This window comes from Kitasatospora sp. GP82, assembly GCF_029892105.1.
In the GTDB taxonomy this organism is placed as follows: Bacteria; Actinomycetota; Actinomycetes; order Streptomycetales; family Streptomycetaceae; genus Kitasatospora.
This window is the reverse complement of the sequence record NZ_JARZAJ010000024.1, coordinates 21,991-37,152: the sequence shown is the minus strand read 5'-3', so window position 1 is coordinate 37,152 and position 15,162 is coordinate 21,991. Positions and strand designations below refer to the sequence as shown.

Genomic DNA, 15,162 nt, shown 5'->3' with positions numbered 1-15,162 from the left:
GGGAGACGGCTATGAGCGAGACGATCGGTAGCCCTCTGAGTGGCAATGCAGTGCGCGACACCGCGTCGGGCGGCCTCGGCCTGACGAGCAGGCCGCCCACCCCCGTGGAGACCGTCAGGGAGGCGTACTCCTTCGCCTGCCTGAGCTGCGGCTACGGGTGGGAGCAGGCGTACGAGATCGAGCACCACGTGGCCCGGGACGGGCACACGGTGATCGAGTACCACGCGAACGGTGTCCGCGTGCCCTCGCCGCTGCTCCAGCCGACCTGCCCGGGGTGCGGCGGACACACCGTGCGGATCATGCGCGAGGGCCGGGTGGCCACGGCCGAGCACTCCTGGCACCACGGTCCCGGGTACGCCGCGCACGCCGAGCCCGACGACGAGGGTCCGATCGGGCGACCGGTCCGGGTGCGGCGCAGCTTCCGGGCCTGGGTCCGCAGCATGTTCGGCCGCGCTGCCTGAGGCCGGTCCGAGGCCGCCGTGTGAGGGCCCGATTTCCGCTCGGCGGAAGTTCCGGGTGAACGGGACCACCCCCAATTGCCGGAGGGGTCAAGTCGGTCGAGGGTGGTTCGTTTGCGCGGCTAAGATTTCGGAGCATGGCGGCCACTGAAGACCACAGCACCACCGAGCCCTCGACCTCGGCCTACTACGTCACCACTCCGATCTACTACGTGAACGATCGCCCGCACCTGGGCCACGCGTACACGACCGTGGCGGGCGACGTGCTCACCCGCTGGCATCGCCAGCGCGGCGAGAAGGTCTGGTACCTCACCGGCACGGACGAGCACGGTCAGAAGATCCTGCGCACGGCCGAGGCCAACGGCGTCACCCCGCAGGAGTGGTGCGACAAGCTGGTCGAGGAGGCGTGGAAGCCGCTCTGGCAGCACCTGAACATCGCCAACGACGACTTCGTCCGGACCACCCAGAAGCGGCACACCGACCGCGTCCAGGAGTTCGTCCAGGACCTGTACGACAAGGGCGAGATCTACAAGGGCGGCTACTCCGGCCCGTACTGCGTGGCCTGCGAGGAGTACAAGCTGCCCGGCGAACTGCTGCCCGGCGCGAGCGAGGACGAGAAGCTCTGCGCCGTGCACAAGAGGCCGGTCGAGTGGCTGGAGGAGGAGAACTACTTCTTCCGGCTCTCCGCCTACGGCCCGAAGCTGCTGGAGTTCTACGCCCAGAACCCGGACTTCATCGCGCCCGCCTCCGCCCGCAACGAGGTGCTGCGCTTCGTCGAGCAGGACCTCAAGGACCTGTCGATCTCCCGGTCCACCTTCAACTGGGGCGTGCCGCTGCCCTGGGACGAGAAGCACGTGCTCTACGTGTGGGTGGACGCCCTGCAGAACTACATCACCGCCGCCGGTTACGGTGCGGACCCGGAGCGCTTCGCCGAGCTGTGGCCGGCCTCGGTGCACCTGGTGGGCAAGGACATCCTGCGCTTCCACGCGGTGATCTGGCCCGCGATGCTGATGGCCGCGGGTCTGCCGCTGCCCAAGCGGGTCGTCGCCAACGGCTGGCTGATGGTCGGCGGCGAGAAGATGTCCAAGTCCAACCTGACCGGTATCGCGCCGACCGATCTGACCTCGCACTTCGGCGTGGACGCGTACCGCTACTACTTCCTGCGGGCGATCCCGTTCGGTACCGACGGCTCGTTCTCCTGGGAGGACTTCACGGCCCGGTACACCTCCGAGCTGGCCAACGACTTCGGCAACCTCGCCTCGCGCGTCGCCGCCATGGTCGGCAAGTACTTCGAGGGCTCGCTGCCCTCCGCGACCGCCCACGGCGATGCCGAGCAGGTCGTCGCCGACGCGCTGGTCAAGGCCACCGAGCTGGCCGACCGGAAGATCGGCGAGGAGCTGGACTTCGCGGGTGGTATCGCGGCGGTCTTCGACTTCGTCAAGCTGGTCAACGGCTACCTGACCGAGCAGGAGCCGTGGAAGGTCGCGAAGGACACATCGGAGGAGGGCCAGGCCCGTCTGGCCACCATCCTCTACACCGCCGCCGAGGCGCTGCGGGCCACCGCCGTACTGCTCAACCCGCTGATGCCGGTCGCCTCGCAGAAGCTGTGGGACTCCCTCGGCGCCGAGGCGTCGCTGGGCGCGCTGGGCGCCCAGACCATCGCCACCGTCGCCGACTGGGGCCGGCTGCCCGCCGGGACCACCGTCACCAAGGGCGACATCCTGTTCCCCCGCCTGGAAGAGAAGCCCGCAGCCTGATGGCCAACGCCAAGGACGACCGCGCCACCCCGCCACCGCTGCCCGAGCCGCTGGCGGTGGCGGTGGCCGACTCGCACACCCACCTGGACATGCAGTCGGGTTCCCCCGCCGAGGGCCTGGCCAAGGCCGCCTCGGTCGGGGTGACCGCGGTCGTCCAGGTGGGCTGCGACGTACCCGGTTCGCGCTGGGCGGCGTCCCTGGCCGAGGAGTTCGAGCAGGTGCACGCGGCCGTCGCGCTGCACCCCAACGAGGCGCCGAGGATCTTCCTCGGTGACCCCGACGGCTGGTCGGGGCAGCAGCGTCCGGCCGGGGGCGCGGCGGCGCTCGACGCGGCGCTCGCCGAGATAGACGCGCTGGCGGCCCTGCCGCAGGTCCGCGCCGTCGGCGAGACCGGGCTCGACTACTTCCGCACCGGTCCTGAGGGCGTGGACATCCAGAAGGAGTCCTTCCGGCGGCACATCGAGATCGCCAAGCGCCACGGCAAGGCGCTGGTCATCCACGACCGGGACGCGCACGAGGACGTCATCGCCGTCCTGCTGGAGGAGGGTGCGCCCGAGCGCACCGTCTTCCACTGCTACTCCGGCGACGCCCCCATGGCCAAGATCTGCGCCGAGCACGGCTGGTACCTCTCCTTCGCCGGGCCCGTCACCTTCAAGGCCAACCAGCCGCTGCGGGACGCCCTGGCCGTCACGCCGCTGGACCGCGTCCTGGTCGAGACCGACGCTCCCTTCCTCACCCCCCACCCCTATCGGGGCCGCCCCAACGCGCCGTACCTGATCCCGGTCACGGTGCGCTCGATGGCCGCGACCCTGGACCTGCACGAGGACGAACTGGCCACGGCGATCGCGGCGAACACGGCGCGGGCCTTCGGCTACTGATCGGGCCGGGCCCGTCCGCCCGTATCCTTGGCGCGTGAGCAGCACCGACCCCACCCCTGACAGCCACCTTCTTGGCGCCTCCGACATCCGCGAGCTGGCGGAGGCGTTCGGCGTGAAGCCGACCAAGCAGCGCGGGCAGAACTTCGTCATCGACGGCAACACCGTGCGCCGGATCGTCCGGGCCGCCGGGGTGACGGCCGAGGACGCGGTGGTGGAGGTCGGGCCCGGCCTCGGGTCGCTGACGCTGGCGCTGCTGGAGGTCGCGGCACATGTCACGGCGGTGGAGATCGACCCGCTGCTGGCCCAGCACCTGCCGACCACCGTGGCCGCCCGGATGCCCGAGCGGGCCGAGCACTTCAACCTGGTGCTGAGCGACGCCATGGAGGTCGCCGAGCTGCCGGGGCCGCCGCCCACCGCGCTGGTCGCCAACCTCCCCTACAACGTGGCCGTTCCGGTCCTGCTGCACATGCTCGCCACCTTCCCGAGCATCGAGCGCACGCTGGTGATGGTGCAGTCCGAGGTCGCCGACCGGCTCGCCGCCAAGCCCGGCAACAAGGTGTACGGGGTGCCGTCGGTCAAGGCCAACTGGTACGCGGAGGTGAAGCGGGCCGGGGCGATCGGCCGCAACGTCTTCTGGCCCGCGCCGAACGTGGACTCCGGACTGGTCTCGCTGATCCGACGCGAGCCGCCGAAGACCTCGGCCAGCCGCGCGGAGGTCTTCGCGGTGGTGGACGCGGCCTTCGCCCAGCGCCGTAAGACCCTGCGCGCCGCGCTGGCCGGCTGGGCCGGCTCCCCGGCCGCCGCCGAGCAGGCGCTGGCCGCCGCCGGGATCGACCACAAGCTGCGCGGCGAGATGCTGACGGTGGAGCAGTTCGCCGCCATCGCCGAGCACAAGCCCGCCAAGGACTCCGAGTGAGCGTCACCGTACGCGTCCCCGCCAAGGTCAACGTCCAGCTCGGGGTCGGCGGCCTGCGGGCCGACGGCTTCCACGACCTGGCCAACGTCTTCTTCGCGGTCGCCCTCGGCGACGAGGTGACGGCCGAGGCCGCCGAAGGCGTCAGCCTCTCCTGCACCGGACCGGATGCCGCGAGCGTCCCGCTGGACGACAGCAACCTCGCCGCCCGCGCCGCCCGGCTGCTGGCCGCGCACCACGGCATCGAGCCGGGTGTCCATCTGCACATCGCCAAGTCCATCCCGGTGGCGGGCGGCATGGCGGGCGGCAGCGCCGACGGGGCTGCCGCGCTGGTGGCCTGTGACGCGCTGTGGGGCCTGGACACCCCGTTGGAGACGCTGCTGGAGCTGGCCGCCGAGCTCGGTTCGGACGTGCCGTTCGCGCTGGTCGGCGGTGTCGCGCTGGGGCGCGGGCGGGGCGAGCTGCTGGAGCGGCTGCCGGTCACCGGCACCTTCCACTGGGTCTTCGCCGTTGCCGACGGCGGGCTCTCGACCCCGGCCGTCTTCCGCGAGTGCGACCGGCTGCGCGAGGAGGCGGGCACCGGCTCCTCGGAGGCCGACGTCCCGACCCCGGACGCCGATCCGGCGCTGCTCGCGGCGCTCGCCGCCGGCGACCCGGTCGCCCTGGCCGCCGCCCTCACCAACGACCTCCAGGCCGCCGCCCTCTCGTTGCGCCCCGCCCTCGCCGACACCCTCAGGGCCGGTATCGAGGCAGGGGCGGCCGGTGCCCTGGTGTCCGGCTCGGGACCGACCTGCGCCTTCCTGGCGAAGGACGCCGACGCGGCTGCTGAGATCGCCAAGTCCCTTGAGGAGTCCGGGACTTGCCGGGCCGCCCAGGCGACGTACGGGCCGGTGCCGGGCGCTCAGGTCCGCTGAGGGCCCGGCGGCCGGCTGATCCGGGCGGTGCCCCGGGCGAGGTCGATGCCGGTGTGCTTCGGGGCGCCGTCGTGCTCGTCGTCGCGCAGCACCAGGGCGATCCGGCGCTCTTCCAGCTGGACCCGCTTGCCCGGGTAGAGCAGGGCGTGCAGCTCCTCGGTGGCGGTTGCACCCGCACCGCGCGTACCGGGCGGGTCTTCGGCCTGTTCCTGTTCTTCGGGGCGGTGGCGGTGCTGACCTTCTTCGGGGCGCTCGTGGTGGTGGTGATCGAGGCGATCTTCCCGTAGCCCGCTCGGGGGACGGCGACCACTAGGCTGGGAGGTCGGAGAACACTCCCGACCCCTCCCAGGAGCGCAGCAGCAGTGGCCGTCAACCTCGCCACCATCGAGTCCATCACCAAGATCTACGGGACGCGCATCCTGCTCGACAAGGTCAGCCTCGGCGTCAGCGAGGGCGACCGGATCGGGGTCGTCGGGCGGAACGGAGACGGGAAGACCACCCTGATCCGGATGCTCGCCAAGCTGGAGGAGCCCGACAGCGGCCGGATCACCCACTCCGGCGGGCTGCACCTGGCGGTGCTCACCCAGCACGACTCGCTCGACCCCGAGGCCACCATCCGGCACGAGGTGATCGCCGACCGGGCCGACCACGAGTGGCTCGGCGACGCCCGGATCCGCGACATCATCCAGGGCCTGTTCGGCGGCCTCGACCTGCCCGGCTTCGCCGACGGCCTGGACACCGTGATCGGCCCGCTCTCCGGTGGCGAACGCCGCCGGATCGCGCTGGCCAAGCTGCTGCTCGGCGAGCCCGACCTGATCGTGCTGGACGAGCCCACCAACCACCTCGACGTCGAGGGCATCGCCTGGCTCGCCCAGCACCTGCAGAAGCGCCGCTCGGCGCTGGTCTGCGTCACCCACGACCGCTGGTTCCTCGACCAGGTCTGCACCCGGATGTGGGACGTCCAGCGCGGCGAGGTCCGCGAGTACGAGGGCGGCTACTCCGACTACGTCTTCGCCCGTGCCGAGCGCTCCAGGATCGAGGCCACCGAGGAGCAGAAGCGGCAGAACCTGGCCCGCAAGGAGCTGGCCTGGCTGCGCCGCGGCGCCCCCGCCCGCACCTCGAAGCCGCGCTACCGGATCGAGGCCGCCAACGCCCTGATCGCCGACGTCCCGGAACCGCGCGACAAGAGCGAGCTGATGAAGTTCGCCAACGCCCGCCTCGGCCGCACCGTCTTCGAGCTGGAGGACGTCACCGTCAAGGCGGGGCCGAAGCTGCTGCTCGAGCGGCTCACCTGGCAGCTCGGCCCCGGCGACCGGATCGGCCTGCTCGGCGTCAACGGCGCGGGCAAGACCTCGCTGCTGCGCGCCATGCAGGCCGCGTACGCCACCGAGGGCGATGTGCAGCCCGCATCCGGCGTGATCAAGGTCGGCAAGACCGTACGGCTCGCGTACCTCTCCCAGGAGATCGCCGAACTGGACCCTCAGACCCGGGTGTTGCAGGCCGTCGAGCAGGTCCGGGGCCGGGTTGACCTCGGCAAGGGCCGGGAGATGAGTGCCGGTCAGCTGTGCGAGCAGTTCGGTTTCAGCAAGGACAAGCAGTGGACGCCGGTCGGTGACCTCTCCGGTGGCGAGCGCCGCCGTCTCCAGCTGCTGCGCCTGCTGATGGACGAGCCGAACGTGCTCTTCCTGGACGAGCCCACCAACGACCTCGACATCGAGACCCTCAACCAGCTGGAGGACCTGCTCGACGGCTGGCCGGGCTCGATGATCGTGATCAGCCACGACCGCTTCTTCATCGAGCGCACCACGGACACCGTGCAGGCCCTGCTCGGCGACCAGCGGATGCGGATGCTGCCGGGCGGCGTGGACGAGTACCTGGAGCGCCGGGCCCAGCTGGCCGAGGCGGCTGCGCCGGCTGTCGCCGCCCCGGTTGCGGCGGCGAAGCCGGCCGCGGACCTGCGGGCGGTGAAGAAGGAGATGCAGAAGCTGGAGCGGCAGATCGCCAAGCTGGACCAGCAGGAGTCCAAGCTGCATGCCCAACTCGCGGAGAACGCCGCCGACTTCTCCAAGGTCGCGGAGCTGGACGCCCAGCTGCGCAAGGTCCGGGACGAGAAGGAGGAGCTGGAGATGGCCTGGCTGGAGCTCGCCGACCATTGACACTTCGTCGTCAATGTGGCTTGACTCCTGGCATCGTTCGAGCATTCGAAGGGGGAGGTGCGCAGTGCTCAAGTCCGTTGTCGCCGTTGTCACCGGGGTGATCGTCGGAGCCGCGCTGCTGTTCGTGGCGGTGCCCAGCTCCGCGGCTCCGGCACCCGCGCCGCTCGTCCACAAGGACGGCGGAAATGGGGCCTGCTGCTGATGTAGCGTCAGCCCAGCAGGACATCGAGTTCGTCGGCCGCCCGGCCGATCGCGCTGTGCGAGGGATCGTGCGGTCCGGTCGGCCGGGCGGCTTTTACGGTCGGCGGCTGGTGGGCGCGGGCGGCGGCGGTGAGGCGGTCCAGGGCGCTGAACACCCGGTCGATCTCGCCGGGTTCGGGCACCCGGCCGCCGTAGCGGATCTGGGCGGCGTACGCGGCGACCGCGCCGCTGAGACGTTCCAGGGCGGCGGTCGCGGGCAGCCACTGGGTGGCCAGGCGTCCGGCGGGCGGGGGTTCGGTGAGCCCGTGCTGCACCTCCTGGCGGGCGTCGGCCAGCGCCCGGTAGGCCGTACGCCGCAGCCAGACCTCGGAGACGGGCGTCTGCGGGTTCCCGACCACCGAGGCCAGGTACTCGCGCAGCGTGGTGGCGGCGGTGACCAGGCGCGGTTCGATCCGGTGCGGGGGCCGCTCGGGCCAGAGCAGGTAGCCGAAGACCAGCACGATCACGCTGGCCAGGGCGGTGTCCAGGACGCGCGGCCAGAACTCGGCCGCCCCGCTCTCCCCGCCGAGCTGGACCAGCACCAGGGCCATCGGAGTCATCACGGCCGTGTTGAGCCCGTAGTGCGCCGCCGCCGAGTACGGCAGCAGGGCGACGCAGACGGAGGCGATCACGGCCAGCGCCCACTCGTCGGTGGTGAGCGACAGCAGTGCCGCCGTCACGGCCACGCCGAGCACCGTGCCGACCGAGCGGCTGACCGCGCGCAGGAAGACCGACCCCAGGTCCGGTTTGAGGACGAACGCGACCGTCATCGGCACCCAGTAACTGCGGTTGAGCGGCAGGGCGGTGGTGGTCGCCTCCGCCACCGCGATGCACAGCGCGACCCGCAGGCCGTACCGGACGGAACCGCGGGACAGCAGCCGGACCCGCAGTCGCCAGGGGTCGGGCGGCGGGGCGGGAGCGGTGCCGAGTTCGGCGGGCCGACCGGCCACGGTGTCGGTGGCGGCGCGCAGGGCGACGTCCAGTGCCTTGAGCCCCGGTGTGTCGGGATCCCAGTCCGGGTACGCGGGCTGCGGGCCGCCGAGGACGGCGCGGGCCAGCGCACCCGGCAGTGCCGCGACCTCCGGCGGGACCGGGCGCCAGGCCCAGAGCAGTCCGGTGGCCGTCTCGCTCGCCGCCAGCCCTGCCTCGTACATCCGGCGCAGCCGCTGGACGTGCGCGGGCTCGGGGCGGCCGGGGCGGGCGTGCGGCAGCAGGTCCTGGAGCTGGTTCAACCGGGCCGTCAGTACCTGGCGGGAGGCAGCGCCCTGCGGCGTGCCGAGTGCGCCGAGCGTGTCGCCGAGGGCCTCGTACGCGGCGGCGAGCGCACGGCGGCGCGGGTCCGAGCGCGGGAAGCCGGCGCGCGCACGGTGCGGCAGGCCGAGCAGGACGACGTAGGCCGCGCCGATCGGCATCATCAAGGGGGCCACCCACCACGGGTGCGGGAGTGCCATGCCGCCGCCGAGGGAGGCCGAGACCAGCAGCAGCATGCCGGCGGCCGAACCGCGTGGTCCGGTCGCGCTGATCGCGCCGGAGGCGAAGGCGACGGCGGTGAGGGCGAGACCGACGGTCAGCGGTCGGCTGCCCGCGTGCTGGAGCGCCGCGCCGATCAGCATGCCGAGGGCGGAGGCGAGCAGGGCGGTGGCGATCCTCGGAGCGCGCAGCCGGGTCGGCTCGGTGCGGTCGTTCATGGTCGCGTGCATCGCGCCGAGACCGGCGAAGACGCCGAGGTCGAGCCGCCCGAACAGCAGGCCGAGGACGAGAGGGGTCCCCATGCCGAGGGCGGCCCTGACCATCAGGGCCCGGGGCAGCGGCGGCCTGGCCGGACGGGCGGCGTGGGCCCACCACGCGGGCGAGCGGTCGGACGCTGACAAGAGGGGATCACATGCCTTCCGCTGAGGCCTGCCAGGCCGCCGGGGCGGGAGAGTCCGGGAGGCGTCCGGGCATCGCTGCTGTGCGACATTGCGCGGCAGATGAGGTCGGACCAGGGCGAACCGGGCCGGACCCAAGTCTATCGACGCGCCGTCGAGGCCGACGGAGTGCCTCTGTGGAGTTGTTGTCACGGATGGCCCGGACGGGTGGGGCCCGCGGCGGATAGTTAGGTACCCTGACAGACCGGCAGGCGTGTCCTCTGCCGGGGAGTCAGGATCAAGAGGCTTCAGGGGGAGGCGGACCGGGTGGCTGACGGCCAGTTCGACATCAAGCCGTGGGAACTCCAGGGCGAGGGGCGGGAGTTCGACAGCATCTCGAACGACTTCGCGCGCGCCACCATGACTCTCTCCAGTGGCCTGGAGGCGCTCGGCGAGCCCTGGGGCGACGACCAGATCGGCGAGTACTTCGGGGTGGTCTACAAGGGCGCCAAGGACGGCATCGTCGAGTCGATGGACCACCTCTCGGAGCAGATCGGCAAGATCGGAGAGGGTCTCCAGCAGATGGCGGACGCGGTCAGCAGCACCGACGAACAGCTCAGCACCGGACTGGGACAGGTCTACTGACCTTCGGTCCGGGATCGTTGCGGAACACCTGATGGATCGAGACCCGGCTCACGGGGAGCGGGGGAGCAGGGGGAGTAGCGCGTGTCACTGATGCTGCCGGGCGAGCTCGTCTGGGTGCTGGAGATGCTGGGCTACAACTGGCCCCACGCCGACGAGGACAAGCTGCAGGAAGCAGCGGCGGTCTGGCGGAAGTTCGGCGAGGAGGTCGACCGCCTGCGCGAGCGCGGCACCAGTTCCGCGCAGCGGGTGACCGGCGACAACTCGGGCAAGGAGATCGACGCCTTCGCCGAGATGTGGCGCAAGTTCGACAACGGCGGCGGCTACCTCAACGACGCCAAGTCCGCCGCCGACCTGATGGCCACCGCGCTGGAGGCCGCCGCGATCGCCACCGTGGCCGGCAAGGTCGCGATCATCGCGCAGTTGATCGCGCTGGCTGTCGAGATCATCGCGGCCCAGGCGGCGGCACCGTTCACCTTCGGCCTCTCGGAGGTCGGGGTCGCCGCCGCCACCCAGGCGACCCGGCTGATCGTCCGGAAGGTCCTGGACGAGCTGCGCAAGGCCCTGGTCCAGACGCTGTTGCAGACGCTGAAGGAGCCGGTGATCCAGGCCCTGGAGGCCATGGTCAGCGAGTTCGTCAAGCAGGGCGTCAAGATGAACTTCGGCGCGCAGCAGGGCTTCGACCTGGGCGCGATCGGCGGCGCCGGGGTGAAGGCCGCCAAGGACTCGGTCAAGGACATGCCGAACTCCTTCGGGCAGGGCCTGCGGGACAGCCTGGTCTCCGGCGCGGCGGGAAAGGCCAAGCACCACCTGACGGGTGGCGGCGAAGGCGGCCACGGTGGCGGGGGCCACTCGGGCAGCGACAGTGGCGGCAGCAGCGGCGGGCACGGTGGCAGTGACACCGGAGGCTCCGGCCACGGAGGCGGCGGCGAGCACGGCGGTGGCGGCAGCGGCGGCAGTGGGTCCGGGCACACGGGGAGTACGCGGCCGGACTCGTCAGGTCCGGGTTCGGGCTCGGGCGGCGACTCGGGCGGGGCCCACTCCGGGGGCTCTTCGGAGGGCTCCGGTGGCGGCGGCTCCTCGCACACCACCACCTCCGCACCCACGGGTGGTGGGGTCACCGGCTCGCACACCGGCGGGAACGGTGGTGCCGGCGAGCACAGCACGAACATCCCGCGCCCGCGTCCCGACTCGGGGCCCGCGTCCGATCCGTTCGGCACACGCGTTCACAACTCGCCCACGCCGAGCCACACTTCCGACGGGGCAGGCTCGGGCGCGGGTGGCCACTCCTCCTCGGCCGCCGGTCCCGGGACGCAGTCGCAGCCGCACCACGGTGGCGCGGGCACGTCCGTGAACTCCGCCCCGACCGGCTCCCACCCGGGCCAGGGCCAGTCCCATGGTCAGGAGGCGCCGCAGCACGGTGGGCCGGCCAGTCATTCGAATGGTGCTCCTGCTCCTTCGCACGGTGGGCAGGCGCCGGGTGGCCACGCGGGTTCGTCCGAGCACGGGGGTGCTGCCGCCGGGCACGGATCCGACGGTTCGTCTGCCGGTGGGCAGCATCAGGGGCCGTCGGAGCAACCGCAGCACGGAGGGTCGGCCGATCACTCGGCTGGTGGCCCCGCTCCTTCGCACGGTGGGCAGACGTCGGACGGCCACGCGGGTGGGCAGCATCAGGGCACGGGAGGACAGTCGGAGCACGGTGGCGCCACCGGGCATTCGGGTGCCCCCGCCACCTCGACGGGTTCGCACCAGGGACAGGGTCAGTCCCATGGTCAGGAGGCGCCGCAGCACGGTGGCTCCTCCGAGCACTCGGGTGGTGCCGCCACCTCGACGGGTTCGCACCAGGGGCAGGGCCAGTCCCATGGTCAGGAGGCACCGCAGCATGGTGGGTCGGCTGATCACTCGGGTGGTTCCGCCACTCCGTCGGGTTCGCACCAGGGGCAGGGCCAGTCCCATGGTCAGAATCCGCCGCAGCGCGGTGGCTCCTCCGAGCACTCGGGTGGTGCCGCTGGGCCGTCGCATGGCGGGCAGGGGTCGGAGGGCGCTCCGGCGGGTGGGCACTCGGGCACGTCCGGGCACGATGGCCCGTCGCAACCGCACGGTGACACCGGTACCTCGACGAACTCCGCCCCGAACGCGTCCCACTCGGGGCAGGGCCGGGCGGACCACAACGGTCCTGCCGGACACGGGCCGGACCACTCGGGCGGCGGTGAATCCGCACCGAACCACAACACGTCCTCCTCGACCGGGACTTCGTCCGGAGATCACGCCGGCGGCAGTCACCATGGCGATCAGTCCGGGGCCGACCGTCCGGCTGGGCACTCCGCCGACCGTCCCGCCGACCGTCCTGCCGATTCGGGTGGAGATCACGGCGGCGCGCAGAACGCCGGTCCGGCGCGTCCCTCCGCCGTGCCGGGTGCCTTCGCCACCGGCCCGGTGCACGCCTCGGGCGGTTCGGGCGGCTTCACCACGGGGCCGGTGAGGTCCCACGACGGTGGCGGCGCGGCTTCGCAGCCGACGCACCGTCAGGGTGGCGAGCACCCCGACGGCCCGGCCCGTACCGAATCCGCGTCCGCCGGCACCATGGAGCGCCCGACCGACACGGGCCCGCACACCACTGCGGACGCCCCGCCCGCCTCCGGGGCCCGTCAGGACAACTCTCCTGCGGCGACGCCGCCTTCGGGTGGTATGCCCGGCGGTATGCCGCATCCGGGTGGAGCCCCGGCCGCCGGTGCTGCCGCACCGACCGGCACTGCTCCGTCCCGGATGCCGCGCCCGACGGAGGGCGGCGGCGGTCCCGCGCACAGCGCCCAGCCGGTGAACACCGGCCCGGTGCGCCCGTCCCGTACGCCTTCGGAGGGTGGCGGCAGCGGCATTCCGTCACGTCCCGCCCGGGGGACAGGCTCGGGCGCACCGGGCCCGGTCCGGCCGTCCCGCCCGTCGGCCGACGGCCCGTCGGCAACCCCGCACCGCCCGGACTCCCGTACGCCGCAGCCGCGTACGTCCGAGCCGCGCCCGTCGGACCACCGCGTACCTGAGCAGTCCACCCCGCACCACCAGGACAACGGCCCCAAGGCAGCCGACCGCACCCCCGACCACAAGGCGCCTGCCCACGCTCCCCAGGGGCACGCGCCTCAGGAGCACACCTCTCAGGACCACGCGGCCCGTGATCACAACACCCCTGATCACAACACCCCTGATCACAACACCCCTGACCACAACACCCCGGAGCACCACGCTCCCGCTCACGACCACCCGCTCTCCGAGAGCCGCCCGCACGACACCCCGGGCGGGCTGGCCCCGGTGGAGCCTCGGCACCAGCACGAGCTGGAGAGCCGGATCCCGCGCAATCCGGACGGCACCCCGCAGCGCCACCCGGACCCGCACGGCGACTGGCCGGGTGCGATCAACGGCGACGGTCACCGTGAGCCGGGCCGCAACAACAACTGCCTCGACGTCGCGCTCTCCAGCGCCGACACCTACAGCGGCCACCCCACCGCCGCCGCGCCCCGCAGCCACGACGGCAGCGACGCCGGTGAGCACGGCGGGCGTGACCGTGCGGAGAAGCAACTCGGCGCTCCGTTCCGCGACTTGGGAAATGGCCGGCAGGCGTACCACCACCTGGAGGACCAGCTCCACAAGTCGGGCCACGGCTCGCAGGCCGTCATCATCACGCAGGACGCGCACGGCCGCGCCCACGCCTGGAACGCGGTCAACCACAACGGCAAGATCACCTACCTCGACAACCAGACCGGCGCGCGCAGCGACCACCCGATCCACGACGGCAAGCACGGCGTCTGGGCCATCCCCCTCGACCGCGACCGTCGTCCGATCGACCATCAGGCGGATCACCACTCGGCGGACCACACCTCGCACGACTCGCGTCGTCCCGCCGATCCGGCCGGCCGCGAGAAACGCCCCCTGGACGGCGGCGAGGGCAACGACCGGCCGGCCAAGAAGGTGGAGAAGGAGCCGCCCGCCGGCTCCTCCGAACACGAGGCCAAGCACGACGACGGCACCGACCACGCCCCGAAGGACAAGGGCAAGGGCAAGGAGACCGAGCACCCGCGCCACGGCGACCCGGAGAGCACGGACCACCTCGATCACGGGGTGCACGCGGACGCGGAGCAGAAGAAGCTGCGCGAGACGAACCCCGTCCGTTCCGTGGAGATGGACCACGTCTACAAGCAGCTCGACCGCTGGGCCGAGGAGAACCCGCAGCATCTGGCCAAGATGCTGCAGAAGACCGAGGGCCCCAACGGCCAGACCTTCAAGAAGAGCGAGCTGGAGCATGCGCTGCCCGGCTTCCGCGACATGCACCCCGGTGAGCAGGGTGCGGTGGTGGCGGCGCTCGGCCGGATGAGCCACTCGTTCCACGGGCAGCACGGTGTCGGGGAGAGCCCCGAGCACCGGGACTTCCCGTACGCGGAGTCGGACAAGGCCGCCCGGGACGGCAAGGACTCGAAGGGCGGTGATCTGCCGGGTGGTGCCAAGGACGGGAAGTCCCGTGGTGCGGTGGACCATTCGGAGACCAAGGCGGACCAGGCGCTCAAGGGCCAGAAGGGCGTCCGGGACGCGATCAAATCCGGCTTCAAGACGAAGACGGTGACCGGCGCCGTCGAGAAGGCGGGGCCGCACCGGCCCGACTTCACCGAGAAGAACTACGCGGTGGTGGAGGTCAAGGACAAGACGACCGGCGATGTCCACTACGTGGTGGAGAGCTCGGTGCCGCCGTCGGCCGACCGCAAGGGCATCAGGCCGCTGCACTCGGAGCCGCACCTCGGCAACTGGATCGAGAAGCTCAACAAGGAACACGGGACGGCCGACAAGAGGTACGAGGTCGTGAGCCTCTACACCGAGCGGGAGCCGTGCGGGAGGGGGCCGGGCCACGGCCACTGCTCGGACTACCTGTCGACGAAGTACGGGGGAACCCCCATCTACTATGCGACGGGCTACCGCAAGGGCGAGATGCCCGACTTCCCGGTCGGGGAGAAGCCCGCGCCTGCGCCGAAGGGGGCCGACGAGGAGGCGAAGAAGGCCGCCAAGGAGAAGATGGACGAGTACGACAAGCAGAAGGCGGCGTACGAGAAGGCGTGGCTCAAGCAGAAGAAGGGCATGGACGCCGATCTCAGGCAGCACGTCACCCGGGTCGGCCAGGCCTGGGAGAAGGCCCAGAAGAACGGCCTGGGCCACGGAACTCCGGCGCCGCAGCCCGCTCCGGCTCAGCAGCCGCACCTGCCCCAGCAGCAGGCCAACCCGCAGCCGCAACCGCATCTGCCCTCGCAGCCCGAGTCGATGGACGTCGACAGTCCGAACACCGCCACCCCGATGGACCTGGACGAATGACCCGATGGATG

At 72.0% G+C, this 15,162-nt stretch carries 12 protein-coding genes; 10 read left to right on the top strand and 2 right to left on the bottom strand.

All coding sequences use genetic code 11. The features are described from left to right. Nucleotides 1-11 precede the first annotated feature (11 nt). From P3T39_RS24200 to P3T39_RS24180, 5 genes are all read left to right on the top strand, one after another. Nucleotides 12-461 (top strand): hypothetical protein, encoded by a 450-nt coding sequence (locus tag P3T39_RS24200; protein WP_280700963.1) that lies wholly within the window; start codon nucleotides 12-14, stop codon nucleotides 459-461. Between the two features lie 134 nt (nucleotides 462-595). Beyond that, nucleotides 596-2,215 carry a methionine--tRNA ligase gene (metG, locus tag P3T39_RS24195; protein WP_280700962.1) on the top strand — a complete coding sequence of 540 codons (1,620 nt, stop codon included), beginning with the start codon at nucleotides 596-598 and terminating at the stop codon, nucleotides 2,213-2,215. Continuing rightward, a complete protein-coding gene (locus P3T39_RS24190; protein ID WP_280700958.1) occupies nucleotides 2,215-3,093 on the top strand; it encodes a TatD family hydrolase in 879 nt (292 codons plus the stop codon). Before metG ends, P3T39_RS24190 begins: the two co-directional genes overlap by 1 nt. Before the next feature lie 34 nt (nucleotides 3,094-3,127). After that, nucleotides 3,128-4,009: a 16S rRNA (adenine(1518)-N(6)/adenine(1519)-N(6))-dimethyltransferase RsmA gene (gene rsmA, locus P3T39_RS24185; RefSeq protein WP_280700956.1), complete on the top strand. Its 882-nt coding sequence runs from the start codon at nucleotides 3,128-3,130 to the stop codon at nucleotides 4,007-4,009. After that, nucleotides 4,006-4,920 (top strand): 4-(cytidine 5'-diphospho)-2-C-methyl-D-erythritol kinase, encoded by a 915-nt coding sequence (locus P3T39_RS24180; protein ID WP_280700954.1) that lies wholly within the window; start codon nucleotides 4,006-4,008, stop codon nucleotides 4,918-4,920. Before rsmA ends, P3T39_RS24180 begins: the two co-directional genes overlap by 4 nt. On the opposite strand, the gene P3T39_RS24175 is transcribed toward P3T39_RS24180, so the two are convergent. Further along, entirely contained in the window at nucleotides 4,908-5,012 is a 105-nt protein-coding gene (locus tag P3T39_RS24175) for a DUF6191 domain-containing protein (protein WP_280700952.1), read from the bottom strand. The genes P3T39_RS24180 and P3T39_RS24175 overlap by 13 nt on opposite strands. Between P3T39_RS24175 and P3T39_RS24170 the strand changes: the two genes are divergently transcribed. From P3T39_RS24170 to P3T39_RS24160, 3 genes are all read left to right on the top strand, one after another. After that, nucleotides 4,992-5,207, top strand: a complete 216-nt coding sequence (locus P3T39_RS24170; RefSeq protein ID WP_280700950.1) for a hypothetical protein — start codon at nucleotides 4,992-4,994, stop codon at nucleotides 5,205-5,207. The genes P3T39_RS24175 and P3T39_RS24170 overlap by 21 nt on opposite strands. A gap of 75 nt (nucleotides 5,208-5,282) precedes the next feature. Further along, nucleotides 5,283-7,076 (top strand): ABC-F family ATP-binding cassette domain-containing protein, encoded by a 1,794-nt coding sequence (locus tag P3T39_RS24165; protein WP_280700948.1) that lies wholly within the window; start codon nucleotides 5,283-5,285, stop codon nucleotides 7,074-7,076. A gap of 64 nt (nucleotides 7,077-7,140) precedes the next feature. Next, nucleotides 7,141-7,278, top strand: a complete 138-nt coding sequence (locus P3T39_RS24160; protein ID WP_280700946.1) for a hypothetical protein — start codon at nucleotides 7,141-7,143, stop codon at nucleotides 7,276-7,278. A gap of 7 nt (nucleotides 7,279-7,285) precedes the next feature. Here P3T39_RS24160 and P3T39_RS24155 read toward each other — a convergent pair whose 3' ends face one another. Continuing rightward, the gene (locus tag P3T39_RS24155) at nucleotides 7,286-9,187 is read right to left on the bottom strand and encodes an FUSC family protein (protein WP_280700944.1); all 1,902 of its coding nucleotides are present in this window, start codon (nucleotides 9,185-9,187) and stop codon (nucleotides 7,286-7,288) included. 303 nt (nucleotides 9,188-9,490) lie between these two features. On the opposite strand from P3T39_RS24155, the gene P3T39_RS24150 reads away from it, so the two are divergent. After that, a complete protein-coding gene (locus P3T39_RS24150) occupies nucleotides 9,491-9,808 on the top strand; it encodes a hypothetical protein (protein ID WP_280700943.1) in 318 nt (105 codons plus the stop codon). 90 nt (nucleotides 9,809-9,898) lie between these two features. Then, on the top strand, nucleotides 9,899-15,151 hold the full coding sequence (locus P3T39_RS24145; RefSeq protein WP_280701073.1) for a toxin glutamine deamidase domain-containing protein: 5,253 nt from the start codon (nucleotides 9,899-9,901) through the stop codon (nucleotides 15,149-15,151). Nucleotides 15,152-15,162 lie beyond the last annotated feature (11 nt).